The 22714-nt window shown below is 65.8% G+C and carries 24 protein-coding genes and 1 tRNA gene; 12 read left to right on the top strand and 13 right to left on the bottom strand.

Annotated features, from left to right (window positions below; all coding sequences use genetic code 11):
• The coding region (locus HSX43_RS14180) for a hypothetical protein (RefSeq protein WP_208454614.1) at window positions 1–1364 on the top strand (1364 nt) is incomplete at its 5' end.
• Here the strand turns inward: HSX43_RS14180 and HSX43_RS14185 are convergent.
• The 3 genes from HSX43_RS14185 to ltnD form a co-directional block, all read right to left on the bottom strand.
• On the bottom strand, window positions 1353–2633 hold the full coding sequence (locus HSX43_RS14185; RefSeq protein WP_179380810.1) for a relaxase/mobilization nuclease domain-containing protein: 1281 nt from the start codon (window positions 2631–2633) through the stop codon (window positions 1353–1355). The genes HSX43_RS14180 and HSX43_RS14185 overlap by 12 nt on opposite strands.
• Window positions 2630–3007 carry a hypothetical protein gene (locus tag HSX43_RS14190; protein ID WP_235962668.1) on the bottom strand — a complete coding sequence of 126 codons (378 nt, stop codon included), beginning with the start codon at window positions 3005–3007 and terminating at the stop codon, window positions 2630–2632. The genes HSX43_RS14185 and HSX43_RS14190 overlap by 4 nt, the downstream gene beginning before the upstream one ends.
• A 261-nt stretch (window positions 3008–3268) precedes the next feature.
• Window positions 3269–4180 carry an L-threonate dehydrogenase gene (ltnD, locus tag HSX43_RS14195; RefSeq protein ID WP_407929381.1) on the bottom strand — a complete coding sequence of 304 codons (912 nt, stop codon included), beginning with the start codon at window positions 4178–4180 and terminating at the stop codon, window positions 3269–3271.
• Between the two features lie 143 nt (window positions 4181–4323).
• Between ltnD and HSX43_RS14200 the strand changes: the two genes are divergently transcribed.
• Both HSX43_RS14200 and HSX43_RS14205 read left to right on the top strand, forming a co-directional pair.
• Window positions 4324–5331, top strand: a complete 1008-nt coding sequence (locus HSX43_RS14200) for a TAXI family TRAP transporter solute-binding subunit (protein WP_179380812.1) — start codon at window positions 4324–4326, stop codon at window positions 5329–5331.
• A 96-nt stretch (window positions 5332–5427) separates the two neighbouring features.
• A complete protein-coding gene (locus HSX43_RS14205; RefSeq protein WP_179380813.1) occupies window positions 5428–7524 on the top strand; it encodes a TRAP transporter permease in 2097 nt (698 codons plus the stop codon).
• On the opposite strand, the gene HSX43_RS14210 is transcribed toward HSX43_RS14205, so the two are convergent.
• Window positions 7521–8258 carry an SDR family NAD(P)-dependent oxidoreductase gene (locus HSX43_RS14210; RefSeq protein ID WP_179380814.1) on the bottom strand — a complete coding sequence of 246 codons (738 nt, stop codon included), beginning with the start codon at window positions 8256–8258 and terminating at the stop codon, window positions 7521–7523. The genes HSX43_RS14205 and HSX43_RS14210 overlap by 4 nt on opposite strands.
• An 84-nt stretch (window positions 8259–8342) precedes the next feature.
• Between HSX43_RS14210 and HSX43_RS14215 the strand changes: the two genes are divergently transcribed.
• From HSX43_RS14215 to HSX43_RS14225, 3 genes are read left to right on the top strand one after another with little or no spacing between them, the layout of a single operon-like run.
• A complete protein-coding gene (locus HSX43_RS14215; protein WP_179380815.1) occupies window positions 8343–8723 on the top strand; it encodes a DUF4112 domain-containing protein in 381 nt (126 codons plus the stop codon).
• Entirely contained in the window at window positions 8720–9706 is a 987-nt protein-coding gene (locus HSX43_RS14220) for a YihY/virulence factor BrkB family protein (protein ID WP_179380816.1), read from the top strand. Before HSX43_RS14215 ends, HSX43_RS14220 begins: the two co-directional genes overlap by 4 nt.
• Entirely contained in the window at window positions 9696–10847 is a 1152-nt protein-coding gene (locus tag HSX43_RS14225; RefSeq protein WP_179380817.1) for an AI-2E family transporter, read from the top strand. Before HSX43_RS14220 ends, HSX43_RS14225 begins: the two co-directional genes overlap by 11 nt.
• Before the next feature lie 10 nt (window positions 10848–10857).
• On the opposite strand, the gene HSX43_RS14230 is transcribed toward HSX43_RS14225, so the two are convergent.
• From HSX43_RS14230 to HSX43_RS14245, 4 genes are all read right to left on the bottom strand, one after another.
• Window positions 10858–11346: a hypothetical protein gene (locus HSX43_RS14230; RefSeq protein ID WP_179380818.1), complete on the bottom strand. Its 489-nt coding sequence runs from the start codon at window positions 11344–11346 to the stop codon at window positions 10858–10860.
• A gap of 135 nt (window positions 11347–11481) precedes the next feature.
• A complete protein-coding gene (locus tag HSX43_RS14235) occupies window positions 11482–11955 on the bottom strand; it encodes a hypothetical protein (RefSeq protein WP_179380819.1) in 474 nt (157 codons plus the stop codon).
• Window positions 11952–12140 carry a hemin uptake protein HemP gene (gene hemP, locus HSX43_RS14240; RefSeq protein WP_179380820.1) on the bottom strand — a complete coding sequence of 63 codons (189 nt, stop codon included), beginning with the start codon at window positions 12138–12140 and terminating at the stop codon, window positions 11952–11954. Before hemP ends, HSX43_RS14235 begins: the two co-directional genes overlap by 4 nt.
• 181 nt (window positions 12141–12321) lie before the next feature.
• A tRNA-Tyr gene (locus HSX43_RS14245) sits at window positions 12322–12405 on the bottom strand.
• A 100-nt stretch (window positions 12406–12505) separates the two neighbouring features.
• Between HSX43_RS14245 and rlmB the strand changes: the two genes are divergently transcribed.
• From rlmB to HSX43_RS14260, 3 genes are all read left to right on the top strand, one after another.
• Complete coding sequence (gene rlmB, locus HSX43_RS14250) at window positions 12506–13303, top strand: 23S rRNA (guanosine(2251)-2'-O)-methyltransferase RlmB (RefSeq protein ID WP_179380821.1); 798 nt, start codon at window positions 12506–12508, stop codon at window positions 13301–13303.
• Window positions 13296–13562 (top strand): hypothetical protein, encoded by a 267-nt coding sequence (locus HSX43_RS14255; RefSeq protein WP_179380822.1) that lies wholly within the window; start codon window positions 13296–13298, stop codon window positions 13560–13562. The genes rlmB and HSX43_RS14255 overlap by 8 nt, the downstream gene beginning before the upstream one ends.
• 194 nt (window positions 13563–13756) lie before the next feature.
• Entirely contained in the window at window positions 13757–14230 is a 474-nt protein-coding gene (locus HSX43_RS14260; RefSeq protein WP_179380823.1) for a CoA-binding protein, read from the top strand.
• 374 nt (window positions 14231–14604) lie between these two features.
• On the opposite strand, the gene HSX43_RS14265 is transcribed toward HSX43_RS14260, so the two are convergent.
• Both HSX43_RS14265 and hisF read right to left on the bottom strand, forming a co-directional pair.
• Entirely contained in the window at window positions 14605–14922 is a 318-nt protein-coding gene (locus HSX43_RS14265; protein WP_179380824.1) for a phosphoribosyl-ATP diphosphatase, read from the bottom strand.
• Window positions 14923–14925: 3 nt separating this feature from the next.
• Window positions 14926–15687: an imidazole glycerol phosphate synthase subunit HisF gene (gene hisF / locus HSX43_RS14270; RefSeq protein WP_179380825.1), complete on the bottom strand. Its 762-nt coding sequence runs from the start codon at window positions 15685–15687 to the stop codon at window positions 14926–14928.
• A gap of 147 nt (window positions 15688–15834) precedes the next feature.
• Here hisF and HSX43_RS14275 point away from each other — a divergent pair, with 147 nt between their 5' ends.
• Entirely contained in the window at window positions 15835–16272 is a 438-nt protein-coding gene (locus HSX43_RS14275; RefSeq protein ID WP_179380826.1) for a DUF302 domain-containing protein, read from the top strand.
• 22 nt (window positions 16273–16294) lie between these two features.
• On the opposite strand, the gene hisA is transcribed toward HSX43_RS14275, so the two are convergent.
• Complete coding sequence (gene hisA / locus HSX43_RS14280) at window positions 16295–17029, bottom strand: 1-(5-phosphoribosyl)-5-[(5-phosphoribosylamino)methylideneamino]imidazole-4-carboxamide isomerase (protein WP_179380827.1); 735 nt, start codon at window positions 17027–17029, stop codon at window positions 16295–16297.
• A gap of 134 nt (window positions 17030–17163) precedes the next feature.
• On the opposite strand from hisA, the gene HSX43_RS14285 reads away from it, so the two are divergent.
• Window positions 17164–17550, top strand: a complete 387-nt coding sequence (locus tag HSX43_RS14285; protein WP_179380828.1) for a DUF2147 domain-containing protein — start codon at window positions 17164–17166, stop codon at window positions 17548–17550.
• A 56-nt stretch (window positions 17551–17606) separates the two neighbouring features.
• On the opposite strand, the gene hisH is transcribed toward HSX43_RS14285, so the two are convergent.
• Together hisH and hisB are read right to left on the bottom strand one after the other, a co-directional pair.
• The gene (gene hisH / locus HSX43_RS14290) at window positions 17607–18245 is read right to left on the bottom strand and encodes an imidazole glycerol phosphate synthase subunit HisH (RefSeq protein ID WP_179380829.1); all 639 of its coding nucleotides are present in this window, start codon (window positions 18243–18245) and stop codon (window positions 17607–17609) included.
• A gap of 4 nt (window positions 18246–18249) precedes the next feature.
• Complete coding sequence (hisB, locus tag HSX43_RS14295; RefSeq protein ID WP_179380830.1) at window positions 18250–18837, bottom strand: imidazoleglycerol-phosphate dehydratase HisB; 588 nt, start codon at window positions 18835–18837, stop codon at window positions 18250–18252.
• A gap of 231 nt (window positions 18838–19068) precedes the next feature.
• Here hisB and HSX43_RS14300 point away from each other — a divergent pair, with 231 nt between their 5' ends.
• Window positions 19069–22674 carry a Hint domain-containing protein gene (locus HSX43_RS14300; protein ID WP_179380831.1) on the top strand — a complete coding sequence of 1202 codons (3606 nt, stop codon included), beginning with the start codon at window positions 19069–19071 and terminating at the stop codon, window positions 22672–22674.
• Window positions 22675–22714: the final 40 nt, after the last annotated feature.

Here is a 22714-nt window from a genome sequence, read left to right on the forward strand (position 1 = left end):
CCTTGAACGCGGCCGCGTGCCGCTTCCTCTTCGCCATCTCGTCCGTCTCCTTCTCGAAGACCAAGATGACCTCAGATCGTAGCTCCCGTCAGCGTCCAATTTCCAGGGAGCACCTCACAGTTCTCGCCATCAAGGACCTGCGCGCAGGCTTGATTGATGTTATTCGAGCAGCTCTTCAATGGAAGCTAGTTCTATGGTTCATATCTCTAAGCATCAACACTGCTCTGATTGCCGCCATGCTCAAGCAGACTGGCCTATGGGCGTTCGATCAAACGATCTCGACAATACTCTGGCTTCTGACTTCTGGGTGCGTTCTTTCTGCAAATGCAATTTCCGCTAAGGAAGGCGATGGCTACTTTCGTAATATATTTTTCAAGGTTTTTGCAGTTGCGGGAGCATTTGAGTTTGTAGTCGTTGCGTATTCGTTCTCACTTGTCGTCGAGATCATTCTCCTTCCAGTGCTTATGCTCTTAGCTGCGCTTATTGCAGTGGCAGGGCGCGAGGAAAGTCATGCGCCGGCCAAAACTCTTTTTGAGATTGTCTTGTTGGCAATCGGTGTCTTTATCCTGTGGAACTCAGTTGAACAGATCATATCTGATCCAGAAGACTTCTTTACAACAGCCACGGGGAGAAACTTCGTTCTTCCGGGGTTTCTCGCAGTTGGATCAATTCCAATCTTCTATATTTGGTATTGCTATTCTCATATTGAGAGTGCGCGTATTGCGATCAATCAGAAGAATTATCAATCAGCGGAGCTCAAAAATTATGCGCGCAAGCGTTTCTTTCTGATTTTTATGGCGAGACCATGGCTTCTTCGTCGTGCAGTGCGCCAGTTTCATCTCCAAGCGAAAGAGCTTGATGACGTAGATACGATTATCTTCGACATCCTCCAGTCATTGCGAGAGAAAGAAGACCCACCCGATGTCTCACCTGATGAGGGTTGGAGTCCTTATCTTGCGAGGGACTTTCTTGCAGACTATGGACTTAGAACGAATGACTATCATCGAGGGGCTGGTGAGGATCATTGGGCTAATTCGGGCTATGTTGATCTTGATGAGCATCTGGTGCCATCAAATTGTGCCTTCTACTTGACCGGTCGAAAGGGTGTCGTCACTGAACTGAAGCTGACGGCAAGATTTCTTGATAAGTTCGATGGCCATGCGGCGCTAGAGGTGTTTCGAGATATTGTCGATGAATTATGCGAAAGGGCGACTGGAGCAGAGAGTGTAGATACCCAAGCCATGCTTCCATCACTGGATTCTTTCGACACCAGGGTTGATCTCAGCAACACTGAATTACGATGCTACTGCGAACGCTTCCCAGGTGATAACGGAGCGCACATCTCCGTGACGCTATCTCGATAGATCGAAACCCCGATCGCGCCGTCTCGTCTCCCTCTGAAGAGCCATGTCTCTTTCGGCGTCAGATCGCCGGAGATACCGGGTGATATCTTGGGCCAGCGCCTTGCGGTCGCGGGCCTGTCCATCGCGCAGCAGCTTGAAGCGATGCTGAAGCACTCGCCGGTCCTTTATCTGCGCGGCGATGAGGTCGTCGCGTTGCGTCTGATCCCGTCGCGCGCAGGCCCAGGCGTCTTTCTCATTAGTAAGGCGTTGCTGCTTGGCCTTGCCAGTCAGCCGGTCGAACAGGCCCCGCATGCCGCCATTGAGCTTCGCCATGCGCTCGGCGGTCTCATGCCGCCATCGCTCCGCCTGTCTGGCCCGAAGCGCGGCGCGCTCTTCCCTCTGCGCCTTCGACATCACCTCCCGGCGCAAGATCAGCGGAGCAAGCGCTTTGGCATGCTTCGCATTGATGGTCGAGATATAGCCAAGGGCCTGCTCATTCAGCCTGCGGCGGAGATCATCCTGACGCTCATCCACCGAGGGTAGGATCGACGGATCGGGAAGCTTGGCTTTCACCTCTCGCGCTTTGAGCCCTGCCCAGCGCCCGAAGGCGAAGACCGAGCCATCGAGCCCGACCGCAACAATCCCGCGCCGGTCTCCCTTGGCCAGGTAATAGCCCCGCTCCTCTAGGGCATGCGTCAGCGACTTCGCATCATCCGAGCGCGCCCAGGCGTCCCGGAAGGCCTGTTTGATCTCCCTGGGGTCGAGGCTGAGCCGTTTGGCCTGTTGCCATTCCTCCAGCGTGAAGTTGAGCGGATTGCGATTGCCGTAAGTGGCGAGACCATCCGGCAAAGCCCAGCCATGATCGAGATACAGTTCCCGCGCCACGTCGCGCAGCTTCGTCCTGAAATGGGGCAGGTTGATCGCCGTCAGGCTGTCGGCATCGATGCGCGACCACACCACATGCGCATGCCTGCGGCCTTCCTTTTCATGGAAGACGACCGCGCGGGGTTGGCCTTCCAATCCGAGCTTGGCTTCGATCCGGTCTGCGGCCTCATAGAAGGCGTGCTCATCGACACGGGCGTCCTGTGGCGGGTTTAGGCTGACCTGAAAGAGATATTGCGTGCAGCGCGTGGCCTTCGAGATTGCATGTGCTTCTCTCAAGCCCCCGTGCAGATCACCAGCCACGAAACCCCGTATCTCACCCAGCGTGACATGATCGTTGTCGCGGTCGTTCATCAGATGATCGGCGAGCGCCACCGCGCCCGCGCGTTGCGACGCCTTGAGGATCATGGTTTGACGCCAAGCGCCCGCATCAGCGTCACGCGCATCCACGCCACTTCGGCAATGGCTCGCTTCAGATCGTCCTCCAGCTCCTCATCGACGACGAGCGTTCCTCGCTGGATGCCATCGGCGATCTGCGCCAGATTGCGCGCTGTTCCTGATTGCCCCAACCGGGCCAGCACTTCCGCCAAAAGCTGGGTTTCGGCAACGGGCGGCTTGGGACTCTTGCGAACCTTTGGAGCCTCATCGGCCAAGACCACCGATTTGATGTAAGCCCCGAGCGCCATATCCCCGGCCTTGCGCTCGAACGCCGCCCGTTCCGTTACCGTCAGGCGCAGCGAGAACGGGGCGGGCCGTCTCTTCTGCTCACCCACCCCGCTCATGGCACGAGCCTCCGAAGCTCATCGGCATGCGGACGAAGGATTACTTCCCATCGTTCCAGCTCGGCAAACACCGCGTCGAGGTCGGCGTCGCCGTCGAGCGCTACCGAGGCGAAATCCCCACCGGCGAACCCGCTCGAAACACCCCGCTCAGAGTTCGAACAATTCTCGGTGGAGCGCACCACAGGTTTCCCGCATCGACCGTCATGGTAGTGCCTGACCCGGCGATCTCCGGACAGAGTGGGGCGCTAGTGGCCAAGATGCTCAATCCTCGCCGGGCAGTCGCAACCCGGCATTGCGGGCATAGACCTTCGCGACCGCCGCATCGTCCTCTTGACCGAGGCCCATGCCTGCGGCCGCGACGAACTGTTGCAGCGCGGCGGCGGTCAGCGGCGCGCCGAAATTTGATGCGCGCGCGATGTCGAGGACGATTCCGAGGTCCTTCGGCCAGATGTTGACGGAGCTCAGCGGCGTGTAGTCGCCCGTCACGACATGCGGCGCGCGGTTTTCCAGCATCCAGCTCGTGCCCGCGCATTTGCTGATGACATCGAGGAAGTCTTGCGGCGCGACCCCCTGTGTTATGCCGAAGGTCAGGGCCTCGGCCATGGCGGCGATATGAACCCCGGCCAGTAGCTGATTGACGGCCTTCATCGCGCTGCCCGTGCCGGCGGCGTCGCCCAGTTCGAACACGGTCTCTGCCAGGCTGTCGAGGACGGGGCGCAGGGCAGAAAAGGCCGCGGGCTCTCCCGAGGCCATGATCGACAGACGCCCCTCCGCCGCCTTCGCCGCGCCGCCGGAGATCGGGGCGTCGAGGTAGAGGACGTCGTGCTCGCCGCAGCGGGTGGCCATGGCGCGCGCGAAGTCGGGCGGCACCGTCGCGCAGGACATCACCGCGGCCCCCGCGCGCATCCGCGGCACGACGCCGTCGGGGCCGAAGAGCACCTCCTCGGTCTGTGCAGCGTTCAGCACCGTGACGACCACAGCTTCGAGATCGCCGTGCGGCACCGGTTCGGTGGCACCGCCCTCTTCGGCGAAGCGGGAGACCTGTGCCGCGTTGACGTCCTGACCCCAGACCATGTGGCCGCCCCGCACCGCCGACCGCGCCATGCCGTAGCCCATCGACCCGAGCCCGATCGCAAGGATCTTCCGGGCCGTGTTGCTATCCGCCATCGTCATTCTCCCCACCGGTGTCGTACCACCATCGCGGGACGGTGCCGGAGCGTCAACGCGACGGATGGCGGAGCCGGTTGCCAATGCCGTGCCCCTGCGTCACGGTCGGACCATTGGGGGCGACTGCCCCGACCTCAGGGAGATGGAAAATGCTCAAGACACTCAAGACCGCGGTTCTCTCCGCGACCGTCGCGCTCGGCCTCGGCGGCGCGGCGAGCGCGCAGGATCTCACCTTCTTCACCATCGGGACGGGCGGTACGTCCTTTACCTACTATCCCGTCGGCGGCGTGATCGCGAATGCCATCTCGAAGCCCCCGGGCTCGCGCGAGTGCGGCGAGGGCGGCTCCTGCGGGGTCGACGGGCTGATCGCCTCGGCGGTGTCGTCGCGCGGATCGGTCGACAACATCAACGCCATCCTCTCGGGCCTGCGCGACAGCGGTTTCGCACAGTCGGACGTGGCCTATTGGGCCTACACCGGCACCGGGACGCGCGAGGGCGAGGAACCTGCGGAAGACCTGCGCACGATCGCGGCGCTCTTCGAGGAGCACATCCATCTCGTCGCCCTGGCCGACAGCGGCATCGACGGCGTCGCTGACCTCGCCGGCAAGCGCGTTTCGCTCGATGAGCCGGGTTCAGGCACCTATGTCGACGCGAACCTGATCCTCGAGGCCGGCGGCCTCAGCCAGGACGACATCACCGTCGAGGCGCTCAAGGGGGCCGCCGCCGCAGAGGCGTTGCGCAACGGGCAGATCGACGCCTTCTTCGCCGTCGCCGGCTACCCGACCGGGGCCGTCGTGGAGCTGGCCTCCGCCGCCGATATCAAGATCGTGCCGATCGACGGCGACGTCGCCGCCGCGCTGACCGATGAATACGCCTTCTTCGCGGCGTCCGAGATCCCCGAAGGGACCTATGAAGGCGTCGCGGGCGCGGGAACCATTTCGGTCGGGGCGCAGTGGTTGACCTCCGCCAACGCCGACGAAGAGCTGATCTACAACATCACCAAGGCGCTCTGGAACGAGGAGAGCCGCAAGCTCCTCGACGTGGGCCATGCGAAAGGGGCCGCGATCACCGCGGAGACCGCGCTCGACGGTGTCGGCGTGCCGCTGCATCCGGGGGCCGAGCGCTTCTACCGCGAAGCCGGCATCCTGACGGAGTAGATCGACCGATCGCCGGGGGCGACCATCGTGCCGCCCCCGGTCTCACACCGGGCCCTGCCGTCCCTTGGCCCTACGCACCATTCGCCCGAGGGCCCCATGACCAAGACCGACAACGATCCCGCGCCCGCACGTGAGTTGAGCCCCGAAGAGCTGGCAGCCATCGAGCGCAGGTTCGACCCGGAGACCGCGTTCCGCCCGACTGGCCCGATCATGGGCGGCGTTATCTTCGCGGCCCTTGCCGCGATGTCGATCTACCACTTCTACGCCGCGGGCTTCGCCCTCATCCGGGAACTTCTGCACTTCGGCATCCATCTCGCCTTCGTGCTGGGCCTCGGCTTCCTCCTTTTCTCGTGGCGGCGTCCGTCCGCCGACGCCGCGCCGCCCCGCGCCTGGTGGGCCTTCGACGGTGTCAGTCTTTTCGACATCCTCATGGCGGTGCTCGCCGTGGGCGCTGCGCTCTACCTGCCGCTTCTTTCGCCGGAGATCGTGGCGCAACGCGTGGGCAACCCCGGCACGCTCGAGATCTTCATGGGCTCGGCGCTTCTTCTCATCACGCTCGAGGTCGCGCGCCGTTCCATCGGGCCGACCCTGCCGATCATTGCGATCGTCTTCATCCTCTTTGCACTCTACGGGCAATTCGCGCCCGGCGCGCTCAAGCACGGGGGGACGAGCTGGCTCGGCTTCATCAATCACATCTACATGACGAACCAGGGCATCTACGGCGTCGCCATCGGTGCGATGGCGAAATACGTCTTCCTCTTCGTCGTCTTCGGCGCGCTCGCCACGCGGATCGGTCTGGGCCAGCTCTTCATCGATCTTGCCTCTGTCATCGCGGGCCGCTTTTCGGGCGGACCGGCCAAGGTGGCGATCGTCTCCTCGGCCTTCATGGGCTCCATTTCAGGTTCCTCCATCGGCAACACGGTGACGACCGGCGCGCTCACGATCCCGGCGATGAAGCGCGTGGGCTACCCGAGAGAGTTCGCGGCGGCGACCGAGGCTACGGCCTCGACGGGCGGTCAGATCACGCCGCCGGTCATGGGGGCCGCGGCCTTCATCATGGTCGACTACCTCAACATCCCGCTGCGCGATATTCTCGCGGCCGCGCTCTTCCCCGCGCTACTGCACTATTTCGGCATCTTCGTGATGGTGCACCTCGAGGCCAAGAAGCTGGGCCTCCGAGGGCTCTCGGCATCCGAGATGCCGCAGCTTCTGCGGGTCCTGCGTTCGGGTTGGCTGACGATCGCGCCGCTTGTCGTGCTCATCTACATGATCCTCGACGGGCGCACGCCGAGCTATGCCGCCGTCTACGCGATCATCGCCTGCGTGGTCGTGGGCTTCATGCAGAACGGCATCGCGCGGGCCGAGGCCAAGGCGAAGGGGGCCCCGGTGCCGGGCGACCTCTTCGGACCGAAGGCGCTTCTGGAGGCGCTGGCCTCGGGCGCGCGGGGCACGATCGCCATCGGTGCCGCCGCGGCATGCGTAGGCATCATCGTCGGTGTCGTTACCCTGACCGGCTCCGGGTTCCGCGTGGGTTCCATCGTCATCACCACGGCAAACGACATCGCGGGCTTCGTCTCGGCTCTGCCGCTCGCCAATATCTTCGACCTGCAGCAATGGTCTCTCTTCTTCAGTCTCGTCCTCGTCGCGATCGCCTGCATCGTGATGGGGGCAGGGGTGCCGACCACGGCGACCTATATCATCCTCGTGTCGGTGACGGCGGGTGCGTTCCAGATCCTGGGCGTCGAGCCCATCGTCGCGCACTTCTTCGTTTTCTACTACGGCGTGCTTGCCGATATCACGCCGCCCGTCGCGCTCGCCGCCTATGCGGCCGCGGGCATCGCGGGTTCGAACCCGTTCACGACGGGAAACACCGCCTTCCGCCTCGGAATCGCCAAGGCGCTCGTTCCCTTCGTCTTCGTCTATTCGCCCGCGCTCCTTCTGGTGGCGGAGGGCTTCAGCTGGCCGGCCTTCACCGTCACGCTGGCCGGGGCGGCTATGGGGATCGGGGCGCTCGGGATCGCCTTCACCGGCTACCTGCTCGCCCGGATGCCGATGTGGCAGCGGATCTATACGGGGCTCGTCGCGCTTCTCTTCATCGCGCCGGGGTTGACGACCTTCCTGATCGGCGCGGCCCTGCTGTCTCCTGTCCTGGCGATGCAGGTGCTGGCGCGACGGTCGGAGGCGACGGCCTAATAGGTCGCGCGCCCGCCCGAGAGGTCGAAGACGGCCCCGGTGGTGAAGCTGTTGGCGGGTGACACCGCCCAGACGATCATCTCCGCCGCCTCCTCCACTTCGAGGAAGCGGCCCCGGGGGATCTTGGAGAGCATGTACTCGATGTGCTCGGCGCTCATCTGGTCGAAGATCGGCGTGCGCGCGGCGGCCGGCGTGACGCAGTTGACCGCGATGTCGAGGTCGGCGAGCTCCTTGCCGAGCGATTTGGTGAAACCGATGACCCCCGCCTTCGACGCGGAATAGGCGCAGGCGTTCGGGTTGCCCTCCTTGCCCGCGATGGAGGCGATGTTGAGGATGCGGCCGTAGCCTTCGGCCCGCATCCCCGGCACCACTGCGCGGTTGACGTGGAAGGTGCCCGTCAGGTTGATCGCGACGATCCGGGCCCAGTCGTCGAGGTCGTAGTCGGCGACCGGGGCATTCGGCCCCGCGATCCCGGCCGAATTGACGAGGACGGCCGGGGTTCCGAGGGCGTCGACGGTCTGCGACAGCGCCACTTCGACCGAGGCGTAGTCGGACACGTCGCACGCCACGGCGAGCGCGCCGGTACGCGTGGAGGTCGCCGCGTTGCGCTCCGCGTTCGCGTCCCAGCTTGCGACCCGCGCGCCCTGCGCGATCAATCGGGTCACCACGGCTTCCCCGATGCCCTGTGCGCCCCCGGTCACCACGGCCACCTGGCCCTCGAATGTCTTGTCCATGCTGTCCTCCCCGACATGTTGCACGACCGTAGCCGCAGGGTGCGGGGCAGGGAACCCGCCGGCCCTCTCATGCGTCTACCTTGCATGACAGATCGCCGCACCACATCCGACATCGACGCGCGGCTTGCGCGGCTCGAGCAACTGGCCGACAAACTCGACAGTCAATTCCGTGTGCCCTTTACGGAGATCCGCTTCGGCTGGGACGCGATCCTGGGGTTCATCCCGGGCATCGGAGACGTCGCCGCGCTTGCGCCGGCGGCCTATATCGTGGCCGAGGGCCGATCGCTCGGCGCCTCGAACGCCACGACGGCACGGATGCTGGGGAATATCGGGATCGACTGGCTCATCGGGCTCGTTCCGGTGATCGGCGATATTTTCGACATCGGCTTCAAGGGCAATCGCCGAAACGTCGCGCTGCTCCGGGAGCATCTCGGTGCCCCCACGGGCGAGTTTGCTCCCGCATGAGCCGCGTGCCGGTGACCACCGCCGACGCGATCGCCGTCGAGCCGGGCCGGGGGCGGGACGCCGCAACGCCGACGGGCGTTCCGAAAGCCGGTCTGCTTGACGTCGGCGCGCGGCTGAAGGACCGGATCGCATCGGACCGCCTTTTGCTGATCGCGGCGGGCGTCGCCTTCTACGGTCTTCTTGCCGTGTTCCCCGCCATCACCGCGCTCATGTCGCTGACCGGGCTGCTTTATCAGCCGGCCGAGGTCGTGGCCGTGCTCGAAGGTGCGGCGCGGGTCGTGCCGCCCGACGTGAGCCGCATCCTTCTCGATCAGGCGCGCGACGTGACGGGGGGCGATCAGAGCGGCCTGACGCTGGGCCTCGTCTTCGGCCTTGGCCTCGCCCTCTGGTCGGCGTCCGCCGGCGAGGGCAGTCTCGTCCAGGGGCTCAACGTCGCCTACGGAGAGGAGGAGACGCGTGGCTTCGTCGCGCTGAAGCTGCGCACGATTGCGATGACGCTGGCCATGATCGTGGGGCTCATTCTCTCGGCCATGTTGATCGTCGCGGTGCCCGTCGCCTTGTCGATCGTTGCCTTCACCCCGGGCCTCGAACGCCTGATCCAGCTCGTGGCCTACGTGCCGCTGGCGCTCATTTTCATCGGCGGGCTCATGGCATTCTACCGTTGGGGCCCCGATCGGGCACGGGCGCAGTGGCGCTGGCTCTGGCCCGGCGCGCTTCTGGCGTCGGGGCTCTGGCTCGTCGCCTCCATCGGGTTCTCCCTCTACGTCCAGACCTTCGGCTCCTACAATGAGACCTTCGGGTCGATCGGCGGCGTCATCGTCCTGCTGACATGGATGTGGCTCTCGGCCTTCGTGATCCTGCTCGGGGCCGAGATCAACGCCGAGCTCGAGGCGCAGACGGCGCGGGATACGACAACCGGCACGCGCGAGCCGCTCGGTCACCGCGGGGCCACCAAGGCAGACGAGCTCGGCGATGTCCGGTGATCGCGAGCTGCCATCGGCGCGGCCGGGGGTACGAAAGGGCCGCAATCCGCTCCTCGTGCCGGTCACGGGCATCTTCGTCCTGTTGCTCGTCCATGCGCTCATCTTCGCATCCGAGTTCCTGATCCCGGTGACCACGGCGGTTCTCGGCTACTTCATACTGAACGCCCCGCGGCGCGCGCTTGCGCGCGTCGGCATCCCGTCCCCCGTGGCGGCTGGTATCTTCACGGCCCTCATCGGCGTCGTCCTGACGCTCGGGGCGATGGCGCTCAGCGATCCGATCTCGCAGTTCGTCACCGACATCCCCGATCTCATAGACAGCTTCTTCGCCACGCTCTCCGCTCCGGGCGGTCCGTTCGAGGCGTTCAACCGTGCCGCGCAGGCAACCGATCAGGTGATGGGCGAACCCGGAGAAGCGCCCGTCCGGGTGCAGGTCGTCAGCAATAGCAGCATCGCCGCCTCGGTCGCTTCGGTCGCACCGGGCCTGCTCGGTCAGGTGGTCTTCGCCCTCTGCCTGCTCTTCTTTCTCGTCGCGTCCGGTGATCTTTTCATCCAGAAGGCGTTGCAGGTCGCCGACCGTTTCGAGGACAAGAAGACGACGCTGATGATGGTCCGCACGATCGAGGCGCGGCTGGGCAACTACCTCGGCGCGATCACCCTCATCAACATCGTCCTCGGCCTCGTCATCGGAGCGGCGATGTGGATGTGGGATCTGCCGTCACCCTGGCTCGTGGGCTGCATGGCGACGGTTTTGAATTTCGTGCCCTTCGTCGGGGCCGTGATCGGGGCGCTCGTCGCGGGCGTCATCGCCTTCGTGGCTTTCGCGGATACCTGGACGGCCCTTGCCGTACTGGCGACCTACTACGCGCTCACGGCCATCGAGGGTCAGCTCGTCACGCCCGCCCTGGTGGGGCAGCGCCTGCGCCTGAACGTCACGATGGTCTTCCTGTCGGTCGCTTTCTTCGCCTGGATCTGGTCCGTCATGGGCATGGTCGTGGCCGTGCCGCTCCTGATCGTGGTGAAGGTCGTCTGCGACGCGGTGCCGCGCTACAACAAGCTTGGCATATTCCTCGGCGATGCAACCGGGTTCCAGCCTGGCGAGCGGGGCACGTCGCCCCGCCCGCAGGTCGCTGAAATCGGCTGAAGCCCGCGCTTTAGAACGTTTCGAGACGCAGCTGCGCGTTGCAGTATTCTCCGTCGACGGTGCCGACCCAGATGTCGAGGATGCCAGACGAGGGCGACGTCAGGTCGATCCGCGCATCCAGGTTCCCGTTGTCGTCGTCGTCGTAGTACCAGTTGCCGGCCGGCGTGTTGATGAGCAGCGTGGAGTCGCATTCCGACACCACCGAGATCACCAGCTTGAAACCCTGAAGTCCGGGCGTCTGCAGGGTGAAATCGGGGCGGACCGGGAAGTACCCTTCGCCCCGGTCGGAGCGCAGGCTGTTGTAGATCCGACGACAGTTGCGCTGCAGGCTATGGTTGCCGCCCGCCGTGACGTTGAAGAACTTCGGGTCGTAGAGTTGTTGCCCCGTGTAGCGTCCGGTCGCGCCGTTTTGCCGGACATCCGGGCATGCGGCCGCCGCACCGGCAACGAGGGAAAGGCCGAAGGCGAGCGCCCCGGCGGAAAGCAATTTACTGAACATGGAAACCGTCCCTTACTTTTTAGTGCGGGCACGGTAGCACCGGTTTTTCGGCGTGACATACCCCGTTTCGGGGGGCCGGACGGCAAAGCGGGGGCGATTGCGGTGCGGATGCAACAATCGGTCTCCGAGCGCGTGTCAGTGGAGCGTCTCGTGCGGCTCCGGCATCTGCGCACGCGGGTCTTTCAGGTTCATCCGACGGAAGGCCAGACCGACGTCGCTCGCAAGCGCGGCGACGAGAGGTGCGACGTCGGCCCGGACCAGGAGCGTGGCGATCAACATCGCATCCTCGCGCTCGCCGCCGCTCGCCGTGGCGATGAAGGTCGCGAAGCAGGATTCGTCGGCCCCGACACAGGCGCAACGCAGTGAATGGCGCATCAGCGGTCGGCGCCCGTGCCGCGTGCAGAGGCCGCAGAGCGTCTCGAATGACTTGAGCGCCCGGCGACCGTGATCCGGGCCGAGCGTGCGCCGGAAGTCGTCCCAGACCTGCGCCTGAGCCTCGGGGCCGTCGCACCAGAGCCGCAGGTAGAGGACCGCAGCCGCCTCCACCGCGTCGAGATCGCTCAACACGCCCACTGCCGCCCCGCCACGGCCCTTCTGCCGGTCGGTCATTTGGTCAGGATCAGCTTGCCCGCCCGCGTGATCCGCAGGGTGTAGGCCTGATCGCGCAGAACGATCCGCGCCAGGTCGCCGTTGCGCGTCAGATCCCGCGCGGCGTAGGTCGGCAGGTTTTCAGCCGCCTCGCGGGCGGGCCGGTTGTCTCGCTCGGCGGGGGGGGTGTCGGTCGTCTGCAACATCGAAGAAGCCTCGCATCCGGGAATGTCGGGCTTGCCCGCCGGGCGGGGTAGCTGGACGTTGTAGAAATCCTGACTGGATTACTCGGATAAGTCAATCCATCACATCGGGCGGGGTCCGACATGCACCGCAATGCACCGGACCGCGCGGCCCGTTGCCCTGATTTTAAACTGAAATGGAAAATGGTGGGCGACCCTGGAATCGAACCAGGCGTGAGTCGCCTCGAGGGAGTTACAGTCCCCTGCCACACCTTGCGGCCTGTCGCCCACTGGCGGCGGGGATAACCGTGGTGCCGGGTGGGGTCAAGCGGTGTTGTGGCGACTTTCGTTGCACGCGATAAGGGCTCGATCTCGAACGGGGAAAGACCATGGCGCAGAAGCCGAAACGGATTGTCCGGAAGGAGCAGGAGCGCCGCGCGGCCGCACGCGCGACGGTCTGGCTCTTCGGGTTGCACGCGGTGCGCGACGCGCTCGCGAACCCGATGCGGCAACGCCTGCGCCTCGTGCTGACGCGCAACGCGATGGATCGCTTGGGCGAGGTCGTGACGGCCTCGGACATGGAGCCCGAAGTCGTCGACCCACGCAAGTTTCCGGTGCCGCTCGACCCCGGGTCCGTGCATCAGGGGGCCGCGCTCGAGGTCAGGCCGCTCGACTGGGGCCGCATCGAGGATCTGGCCCGCCCCGGCGCGGGGCAGGCCCCACGGCTCGTCCTCCTCGACCGGGTAACGGACCCGCACAACATCGGAGCGATCCTTCGCTCGGCCGAGGTCTTCGGGGCGCGCGCGGTCGTCGCCCCCGCACGCCATTCCGCGCCCGAGACCGGGGCGCTCGCCAAGACTGCCTCGGGCGCGCTCGAACGGCAGCCCTATCTGCGGGTCGGCAACCTCGGCGACACGATGGAACGGCTCCGCGAGATGGGATACGCACTCGTCGGTCTCGACGGCGAGGCCCCCGAGACGCTCTCCGCGGCCGCGCCCGGGCTCGCGGATATACCGACTGCCATCGTCCTCGGGGCTGAAGGGCCGGGCCTGCGCGAGCGGACGCGCGGGCTTTGCGACCGGATGGTGCGCATCGACGCGGCGGGGACCTTCGGCTCGCTCAACGTCTCGAACGCGGCCGCCGTGTCGCTCTTCGCGCTGACCGGGGGAGACGGCCGGGATGCCTGAGAAACTCGCCACATGCTGCTATTGCGGCCGCCGGTCGGCGCTGCGGATGGGGGACCATACGCTCGTCTGCGGCTCCTGCGGGGCACCCCTGCGCGACATGAAGCCGCTGCGCCCGGCCCAGGCGCGCGCGGTGGCCCGGCACGCGCCGGACCCGAAGCCGCACAAGATGCGCAAGCCGAAACGGCCGAAGAAGCGCAAGAGCCTCATGAAGCGGCTCTTCGACGAGATCGAGGACGTGGTCGAGGACATCTTCGACTGAGCGAACGGGATGACGGCTCGGCATTCAGGTACCGGCGTGAAAACAAAACCGTGAACGGAACTTCTTTGAGGCCCGGGCGTTTCCTACATGTCTGAAGACGGCAGAGCTGGAACTCCTGCCATCTGTTCACTGTCCCTCGTTCCACGCCTTGGCCCGCGCTTGTCGCGGGCCTTTTTTTGTCATCCCATGAGACGATGACTGTGGCACCTTCCGATACGCTCCTGCGCCAGGTCCTGATAGGGGCTCGCAGCTTCGCCTGCGTCGGGCTTTCCCCCGATCCCGTGCGGCCGAGCAACTTCGTGGGTCGCTACCTGTCACGCCGTGGTTATACGGTCATCCCGGTGCATCCCGCCCATATCGGGACGGAGCTTTTTGGCGAGCCTTTCGTGGGGTCCGTCGCGGAGATCGGTCGACCGGTCGACGTGCTCGATGTCTTCCGTCGCCCGGATGCCGTGCCGGGGATCGTCGAGGAGGGACTCGCCGCGCTGTCCGGTCTGAAGTGCGTATGGCTCCAGCTCGGTCTGCGCAGTCCCGAGGCCGAGCGCCTCTGTGCGGCGGCGGGCGTCATTCTGATCCAGGACCGTTGTCCGAAGATCGAGCATCAGCGCCTCTTCGGCGAGTTGCGACGTGGAGGGTTCAATACGGGTGTCATCAGTTCGAGGCTCTGACGCAAAGACAGTTTTACATACCAGAACCTTACGTAAAAAATATGTCGTGCGACATATGATATAGATGTGAGGTCGACCCGGCTCCGGTGTCACGCGCGCTTCCGGGTTGTGAGTCCATATTTCATCTTAAGGTTGAAAAGCGGAAAACCCCCGTGCGGGGTATAGACGCCAAACGCCCAATGCTTATAGGGTCATGCCGTCTCGGTGGTGACCTGTTTGCAGGTTGGTTATCGCAGGGACAGGCAAGGCGACCCGCATGGTGCGAACCTGTGGTGTCGCCTTGTTTCGTATCGGGCCACCGGATGAGAGAGCGAAATAAGCCGCCTTCTGTGCCAGAAGTATGTCAAAAAACATAGATGACGCCGGTGAGGGGATCACGCGTCCCGGTTCGCCTTTTCGATCAGCCCGGATTGTCCGGCCCGCCGGTCGAGCTCTGCATAGACATCGTCGAGTGTCACCTCGCGCGATGCGAGCATGATGCAGAGATGATAGAGCACGTCCGCCGCCTCGCGGGTCAGCGCCGCGCGGTCGCCCTTGACCGCCTCGATCACCGCCTCGACGGCCTCTTCCCCGAACTTTTCGGCGCACTTTTCCGGCCCCTTTGACAAGAGCTTCGCCGTCCAGCTTTCGTCCGGATCGACCTCGCGCCGGGCCTCGATGGTTCGCCAGAGGCGGTCCAGGCTATCGCTCATAGCTTACTCCATCCGCATCGGAATGCCCGCGGCCGCCATGTGCGCCTTGGCCTCCGCGATCGTGTAGGTGCCGAAGTGGAAGATCGACGCGGCCAGCACGGCCGACGCTCCGCCTTCCTGCACCCCGTCGACGAGGTGATCGAGCGTGCCGACACCGCCCGATGCGATCACGGGAATCGTGACCGCATCGGAGACCGCGCGGGTCAGGGGCAGGTTGAACCCGGCCTTGGTGCCGTCGCGGTCCATCGAGGTCAGCAGGATCTCGCCCGCGCCCTTTTCCATCGCCGTGCGGGCGAAGGCGACGGCGTCGATGCCCGTGGGCTTGCGCCCGCCGTGGGTGAAGATCTCCCATTTGCCGGGGGCCACGGTCTTGGCGTCGATGGCGCAGACGATGCACTGGCTACCGAACTTGTCGGCCGCGCGGCTCAGCACGTCGGGGTCGGCCACGGCGGCGGAGTTGAACGAGACCTTGTCCGCCCCCGCCAGCAGCAGGTTTCGCACGTCGTCCACCGTTCGTACGCCGCCCCCGATGGTCAGCGGCATGAAGCACGCCTCGGCGGTGCGGGTGGCCAGGTCGTACATCGTGCCGCGGTTCTCGTGCGTGGCGTGGATGTCGAGGAAGCAGAGCTCGTCCGCACCCGCCGCATCGTAGGTGCGGGCCGATTCCACCGGGTCGCCGGCATCGACGAGATCCACGAAGTTGACGCCCTTGACGACCCGGCCATCGGCCACGTCGAGGCAGGGGATGATGCGTGTCTTCAGCATGGGCGCGGTTTGGCGCGGTTCCGCCGTCGAAGCAAGTGCAGTGGTGATCGGCGGGGCATCGCCGCGCGACGGGATTTCACGAAAGGGTGACGTGCGGCGGCGCGTGTATACGCTATGTCCATCGCCACGACATTTAGGAGAAGACCCATGTTCCGCACTCTCATTGGAGCCGTCACCGCCATGACCCTCGCCCTGCCGGCCGTCGCCGGCACGCTCGCGTCGCCCCATTCCGTCACCGAGACGATGGACAACCTCGTCGCCGCCGTCGAAGGGGCCGGGGCCACCGTGATGGCGCGTGTCGACCATGCCGCGGGGGCGGCGAACGTGGACATGGAGCTGCCCGAGGCGCAGCTGCTGGTCTTCGGCAACCCCAAGGTCGGCACGCCGATCATGCAGCAGGATCTCGGGGCTGGCCTCGTCCTTCCGCTGCGGGTGCTCGTGCATGAGACCGAAGAGGGCACGATGATCCGCTGGCAGTCGCCCGAAGAGATGTTCGCGGGCCTCGACGTGGATCTCGAAAGCGAGCCGGTCAAGATGGCAGCGGGCGCGCTGGAGAAACTGACCGCGAAGGCCGCGGAAGAGTAAAGCCAGCGAACCGGGGGTGCCTTCAGCGCCCCCGGTCTTTGTCGGCCAGACGATCCAGAGCCACCTGAAGGTCGATCGCCCCGTCGTACAGCGCACGGCCCGAGATCGCTCCCGCGATCGTGCCTCTGGCCTTCAATGCCTCGAGATCATCGAGAGACGACACCCCGCCCGAAGCGATCACCGGGATCGACACGGCACGGGCCAGTGCGTCCGTCGCCTCGACGTTCGGGCCACCCATCGCGCCGTCACGGCTGATGTCGGTGTAGATGATCGCCGCGACGCCCGCGTCCTCGAACTGGCGGGCGAGGTCCGTCGCCATCACGTCCGTCTCCTCGGCCCAGCCCCGCGTCGCGACACGGCCCTTGCGCGCGTCGATGCCGACGGCGACCTGACCCGGGAAAGCGCGGGCCGCTTCGCGGACGAGCCCGGGGTCTTCCACCGCCACGGTGCCGAGGATCACCCGCGCCAGTCCCCGGCCGAGCCAGGCTTCTATGGTCGCAAGATCGCGGATGCCGCCGCCGAGCTGACAGGGCACGTCGACACCCGACAGGATCGCCTCGACCGCGGCCGCGTTCACTGGCTTGCCCGCGAAGGCCCCGTTCAGGTCGACGAGGTGGATCCATTCGCAGCCGGCTGCGGCGAAAGCTGCCGCCTGCGCCGCCGGGTCGTCGTTGAAGACGGTCGCGCTTTCCATTTCCCCGTGGAGCAAGCGCACGGCCTGGCCGTCCTTCAGGTCGATGGCGGGATAGAGGATCATGGCATGGCTCCGATGCGGGTCTCGCCCGGCTCATGCCCCATCCGGCGCGGCGCGAAAACCCCGTGCCGAAACGTAACGCTTGATTTGCCGCGCCCCGGACGGTCAGGCTCTGCGCATATCTGGGAGGATACCACATGAAACGCTTCATCCTGACACTCGTGGCCGGCATCGGGCTTGCCACCGCCGCTTCCGCCGACCCTATCGAGGGCGTCTGGCAGACGGAGGTCGATGACGGCTCCTTCGCCTACGTCACGATCGCGCCCTGCGGGGGAAACTTCTGCGGTACGATCAGCCGCACGTTCAACTCGGACGGCGAATACCGCTCGCCCAACATCGGCAAGCAGATCGTGCGCAACATGGCCGCGCAGGGCGGCGGCGAATACGAGGGCCAGGTCTGGCGGCCGTCGAACGACAAGGTCTACGTCGGCAAGATCGCCCTCAACGGCAATCAAATGGCACTGCGCGGCTGCGTCGCCGGCGGCCTGATCTGCGCGCGTCAGAACTGGGTCAAGATCCAGTAGGCGAGACAGAATTTTCGCACAGCACGGCCCGCGCCCTCGCGCGGGCCGTTTCGCGTTCAGGGCGTCCAACGCAGGAAGTTGGCGATCAACCGCAGGCCCGTCGCCTGGCTCTTTTCCGGGTGGAACTGCGTGCCCACCACGTTGTCACGCGCGACGATGGCGGTGACGTCGCCGCCGTATTCGACATGGGCCAGTCGGTCGGACACGTCCGTCATAACCATCTGGTAGGAGTGGACAAAATAAGCGTGATCCCCGGTCGAAACGCCGTCGAGGACGGGGTGCGCGCCAGTGACGATCAGGTCGTTCCAGCCCATGTGCGGGACCTTGAGCCCCGGGTCGTCGGGCACGATCCGTTCGATCGCGCCGCCGATCAGGTCGAAGCCCGGAACTTCCTCGTATTCGCGGCCCACCGTGGCGAGCATCTGCATTCCGACACAGATGCCGAGGAAGGGCACGGCGCGGCTGCGCACCGCGTCCAGAACGGCCTCCTCCAGACCGGCGAAGCCCTGCAATCCGCGCCGGCAGGCGGGAAAGGCCCCATCACCGGGAAGAACGACGCGATCTGCGCGGGCCACGTCTTCGGGGCGTTGCGACACGAGAACCTGCCCCGCGTCCACCTCCCGCGCCATGCGCTCGAAGGCCTTCTCGGCGGAGTGCAGGTTGCCGCTGTCGTAGTCGACGAGAACCGTAAGCATGAGCTTACAAAGAGCCCTTGGTCGAGGGGATCGCGTCCGCCTTGCGCGGGTCCGTCTCGAGTGCGTCGCGAAGCGCCCGGGCGAAGGCCTTGAAGGCGGCCTCGGCGATGTGGTGCGAATTGACGCCGCGCAGTCCGTCCATGTGCAGCGTGATGCCGCCATGTGTCGAGATTGCCTGGAAAAACTCCCGCACGAGCTCCGTGTCGAAATCCTTGATCTGCGGGGCGGTCATGGCGACGTCCCAAGCGAGATAGGGCCGCCCCGAGAGGTCCAGCGCCGCGCGCACGAGCGCGTCGTCCATCGCCAGGTGGCAGGAGCCGTAGCGCACGATCCCGCGCTTGTCGCCCATGGCCTCGGTCAGGGCCTGTCCGAGCGCAATACCCACATCCTCGACCGTGTGATGGTCGTCGATATGCGTGTCGCCGTCGCAGCGCACGCGCATGTCGATGAGCGCGTGGCGCGCGAGCTGGTCGAGCATGTGGTCGAAGAAGCCGACGCCGGTCCGGTTATCGTAGCTGCCGATGCCGTCGAGGTCGATCTCGACGGTGATGTCGGTCTCGGCGGTCTTGCGGCTGATCGTGGCCTTGCGCATAGCGGCTCTCCGGTGTCTCGGGGCGTATCGGGCGCTCTCTAGCCCGAGCGGGCGGCCCCGAAAAGGCCGGTGTGCGGCGTTTCCGGTTCGACGGCAACGAAACCGTGATTGAAATGCTGTTTCCCGCGAGCCCCAGCCAAACGGTCACAATTTGAACGAAATTCGCGGCTATGCGCGGAAGCACGCGCCTGCGGTTTCCGGGTGCGCCACTGCAGAAGTGACCGTTTTCCGATGCCCACCTTTTCCTTCCGTCTCTATGCTGCCGACCCCTTCGGCATCCTGAGCCAGACGGCAGGGAACACGGCCACCTGGACGGGGCCGGGCGAGGCGACGGGAACGGCAATCCTCACCGACAATGGCGGGGGCACGGCGCAGGACTTCCTCGTCGACAACACCGAGACAGCGACGACTGACGTAACGGTCGGCGGCTTCTCGGCTACGAATGCCTCGATCCAGGCCGAGGAGACGTGGCTCGTCCGTGACACGATCACCGGCGAGGAGATCACCGTCACGACGTTCAACGTCAACAACGGGGCCCAGTACTACACCATCTCCTCGAGCCCGCTGGTCGAGGGGCGGTCCTACGAGACCATCTCCTTCGACGCCTCCCCGACCGAAGGCGAGGGCACGGGCTTCGCCTACGAGGACTACAACGACGGCACCGTTCTGGGTACCGCGGGCAACGACGTCATCGACCGCGACTACACGGGTGACCCGAACGGCGACCGCGTCGACAACAACGACCTCTATACCAGCGAGACGAGCCAGGAGACCTTCACCTGGTCGAGCTTCGGCGACAACGCCGACCTTGCCGGCGCGGCGGGCGGCAGCCAGACGAACGGCGACGTCCTCGTCACCTTCAGCGCCGACGCGCCTCCGGGCTCCACATTCATCGCCAACTACGACGACGGCATCGGCGGGACGGATGAGAACGTCTATGTCCCCCCGGGCAGCGGCTTCTCGGCCACGTCGAACGCCCGGTTCTTCGCCAACGGGACGGCGACGGACACGCTGCTGACGATCGACTTCGACAGCGCCGACCCGGGCACCTCGACCGAGGTGCACAATGTCCAGTTCGTGGTGTCCGACATCGACGGCGTCATCAACGCGGGCAACAACTTCCAGGATATCGTCACGATCCGCGCCTTCGATGTCGAGGGCAACGAGATCGACGTCGACATCGAGATCCTCGGCAACGACACCCTCTCGGGGAACACTGTCACGGGTCTGATCGACAGCGATCAACCGTCCGAAGCGGACGGCGCGATCTTCGTTACGATCGGGGGGCCGGTCGAGCGGATCGAGATCCTCTACGACAACGGCGGCAACACCCAGCAGGCGGTGTTCATCTCCGACATCAACTACGATGCCGTCTCGACCCAGGGCAACGCGGACAGCATCGACGCGGGCGCGGGCGACGACAGCGTCTTCGCGGGGTCCGACAACGACACCGTTCTTGGGGGTGCCGGAAACGATACGCTCGACGGCGACTCGGGCGACGACACGCTGGACGGCGGGACCGGCAACGACAGCCTGCTGGGCGGGTCGGGCGACGATACGCTCTCGGGCGGTGCGAACAATGACGTGCTCGACGGCGAGGCCGGCAACGACAGCCTGCTGGGCGGGAGCGGCAACGACACGCTGACCGGTTCCGAGGGCGACGACACTCTGCGGGGTGGCGGCGGGGCCGACAGCATCACGTTCACCGGCGGCAACGGCGTGCTGACCGGCGACGGCGGGGCCGACACGATCCGGGCCGAGGGTACCTCGAACCTCGTTACCGGGGGGGCGGGCAACGATCTCATCTCCGGTGGCGCGGGCACCGAGACGGTCGACGGCGGTACCGGCTCCGATACGATCGTCTCCTCCGGCAACGCCGATGCGCTCTCGGGTGGCGACGACGCCGACACCTTCGACATGGCCGACGGATTCGGGGCCGACACGCTCACCGGCGGGGAGGGCGGAACCGACCTCGATATCGTCGACTTCGCCGATCTGGGCGATGCGGTCACCGTCACCTTCTCCGGCCCGGAAGCGGGCAGCGCGACCGACGGCACCGACACGGCGCAATTCTCGGAGATCGAGCGCTTCGTCCTGACCGATTTCGACGACTCCGTCGCAGGTGGCAGCGGGGCGGAGGACATCTTTGCCGGCGCGGGCGACGACACGCTGATCGGCGGGGCCGGCGACGATACGCTTCGCGGCGAGGCCGGCGACGATTCCATCTCTTTCGCCGAAGGTGCCAATCTCGTCGACGGTGGGGCCGATGCGGACTTCCTCTTTGCCGAGGCCTCCGACTTCGACCAGACGGTCATCGGCGGCGAGGCCGGGGACGACCGCGACACGATCAGCTGGGAAAATGAGGCCGATGCCGCCGATGCGGCCTTTATCCTCTTTTCCTCGGACGAAGCGGGCACCGGCACGCTGCGCGGCCAGACCACCACCTTCAGCCAGATCGAGACGGTCCACACAACCCAGGCCGACGACACGATCGACGCCCGCGCGTCGACCGGCGGCGTCGATGTGGCCTCCTTCGCGGGCGACGACATCTTCACCGGCGGTTCCGGAGGCGATACCTTAAGCGCGGGCTCGGGCGACGACACGATCGACGGGGGTGCCGGGGCCGATGTGCTCTCGGGCGGGGCCGACGCCGACACGTTCAACGTCACCGGCACCTTCGGCGACGATACCATCGACGGGGGCGAAGGCGGCACCGACGATGACGTCATCGACCTCTCTGGCCTCTCCGGCCCGGTTACCGTCACCTACACCGGCGACGAGGCCGGTACGATCACCGACGGCACGAGCACGATCACCTTCTCGAACATCGAACGGCTGATCCTGACGGACTTCGACGATGTGGTGGATGCCACGTTCGACACGGCGGGCATCGACGTCGTCGCAGGCGACGGGGCGGATACGATCACGGGCGGCACGGGTGACGATACCATTTCCGGCGGTGCGGGTGCCGACACCCTCTCGGGCGGGGCCGGCAACGACAGTCTGACCGGCGGGGCAGGGGACGACACCCTGAACGTCGGCGTGGGCGACGTCGCAACGGGCGGGGCGGACGACGACCTGTTCCTCGTCGACACGCTCAATGCGGGCGGCGGGACGATCACGGTGACCGGGGGCGAGACCTCCGAGACGGCGGGCGACACCGTCGATTTCAACGGTCTATGGGATTCGGGCGAGGTCAACTTCGACGATCCGTCGCTCGGCGGCGAGGCCACGCTGACCGACGGCACGGTCGTCGACTTCTCTGAAATGGAGTCCGTTATCTGCTTCGCCAGCGGTACCCGCATCGCGACGCCCGACGGCCCCCGCGCAGTGGAGGATCTGATCGCCGGCGATCTTGTCCTGACCGGCGACGCCGGGCCGCAGCCTCTCGAATGGGTCGGCGCGCGCAGGGGGCTCGTCGGGCGCGAGATGGCTCCGATCCTGTTCCGTGCGGGCGCGCTTGGAAACACGGCACCTTTGCGTGTCTCGCCGAACCACCGGATGCTGGTGACGGGCTGGCGCGCGCAGCTTCTCTTCGGCGAGGAGGAAGTGCTGGTGCCCGCCAAGGCGCTCGTCGATGGTCGCCTCGTTCTGGCCGAGGGGCCGGGCACCGTCACCTACCACCACCTCCTGACGCCCGCACATCAGGTCATCTTCGCCGAGGGCGCGCCGGCCGAGACGTTCCTGCCCGCCGCCGAAGGGCTCGAGGGGATCGACGCGGCGGCCCGCGCAAGGCTCTTCGCCGTCCGCCCCGAGCTTCGCACGGATCTTGGCTCCTACGGTGCGACGGCACGGGCGACGGCCCGCGTGAGGACGGGAATGCTGCTGGCCGGCTGACGACCGCGATCGCGGCGGAACAAACGAAAAGCCCCCGACC

It is taken from the genome of Jannaschia marina, assembly GCF_013404595.1.
Taxonomy (GTDB): domain Bacteria; phylum Pseudomonadota; class Alphaproteobacteria; order Rhodobacterales; family Rhodobacteraceae; genus Jannaschia; species Jannaschia marina.

Coding starts and splice junctions, on each gene's coding strand:
- HSX43_RS14185 (WP_179380810.1), bottom strand. CDS start 2,633: ATGATCCTCAAGGCGTCGCAACGCGCGGGCGCGGTGGCGCTCGCCGAT.
- HSX43_RS14190 (WP_235962668.1), bottom strand. CDS start 3,007: ATGAGCGGGGTGGGTGAGCAGAAGAGACGGCCCGCCCCGTTCTCGCTG.
- ltnD (WP_407929381.1), bottom strand. CDS start 4,180: ATGACGATGGCGGATAGCAACACGGCCCGGAAGATCCTTGCGATCGGG.
- HSX43_RS14200 (WP_179380812.1), top strand. CDS start 4,324: ATGCTCAAGACACTCAAGACCGCGGTTCTCTCCGCGACCGTCGCGCTC.
- HSX43_RS14205 (WP_179380813.1), top strand. CDS start 5,428: ATGACCAAGACCGACAACGATCCCGCGCCCGCACGTGAGTTGAGCCCC.
- HSX43_RS14210 (WP_179380814.1), bottom strand. CDS start 8,258: ATGGACAAGACATTCGAGGGCCAGGTGGCCGTGGTGACCGGGGGCGCA.
- HSX43_RS14215 (WP_179380815.1), top strand. CDS start 8,343: ATGACAGATCGCCGCACCACATCCGACATCGACGCGCGGCTTGCGCGG.
- HSX43_RS14220 (WP_179380816.1), top strand. CDS start 8,720: ATGAGCCGCGTGCCGGTGACCACCGCCGACGCGATCGCCGTCGAGCCG.
- HSX43_RS14225 (WP_179380817.1), top strand. CDS start 9,696: ATGTCCGGTGATCGCGAGCTGCCATCGGCGCGGCCGGGGGTACGAAAG.
- HSX43_RS14230 (WP_179380818.1), bottom strand. CDS start 11,346: ATGTTCAGTAAATTGCTTTCCGCCGGGGCGCTCGCCTTCGGCCTTTCC.
- HSX43_RS14235 (WP_179380819.1), bottom strand. CDS start 11,955: ATGACCGACCGGCAGAAGGGCCGTGGCGGGGCGGCAGTGGGCGTGTTG.
- hemP (WP_179380820.1), bottom strand. CDS start 12,140: ATGTTGCAGACGACCGACACCCCCCCCGCCGAGCGAGACAACCGGCCC.
- rlmB (WP_179380821.1), top strand. CDS start 12,506: ATGGCGCAGAAGCCGAAACGGATTGTCCGGAAGGAGCAGGAGCGCCGC.
- HSX43_RS14255 (WP_179380822.1), top strand. CDS start 13,296: ATGCCTGAGAAACTCGCCACATGCTGCTATTGCGGCCGCCGGTCGGCG.
- HSX43_RS14260 (WP_179380823.1), top strand. CDS start 13,757: ATGACTGTGGCACCTTCCGATACGCTCCTGCGCCAGGTCCTGATAGGG.
- HSX43_RS14265 (WP_179380824.1), bottom strand. CDS start 14,922: ATGAGCGATAGCCTGGACCGCCTCTGGCGAACCATCGAGGCCCGGCGC.
- hisF (WP_179380825.1), bottom strand. CDS start 15,687: ATGCTGAAGACACGCATCATCCCCTGCCTCGACGTGGCCGATGGCCGG.
- HSX43_RS14275 (WP_179380826.1), top strand. CDS start 15,835: ATGTTCCGCACTCTCATTGGAGCCGTCACCGCCATGACCCTCGCCCTG.
- hisA (WP_179380827.1), bottom strand. CDS start 17,029: ATGATCCTCTATCCCGCCATCGACCTGAAGGACGGCCAGGCCGTGCGC.
- HSX43_RS14285 (WP_179380828.1), top strand. CDS start 17,164: ATGAAACGCTTCATCCTGACACTCGTGGCCGGCATCGGGCTTGCCACC.
- hisH (WP_179380829.1), bottom strand. CDS start 18,245: ATGCTTACGGTTCTCGTCGACTACGACAGCGGCAACCTGCACTCCGCC.
- hisB (WP_179380830.1), bottom strand. CDS start 18,837: ATGCGCAAGGCCACGATCAGCCGCAAGACCGCCGAGACCGACATCACC.
- HSX43_RS14300 (WP_179380831.1), top strand. CDS start 19,069: ATGCCCACCTTTTCCTTCCGTCTCTATGCTGCCGACCCCTTCGGCATC.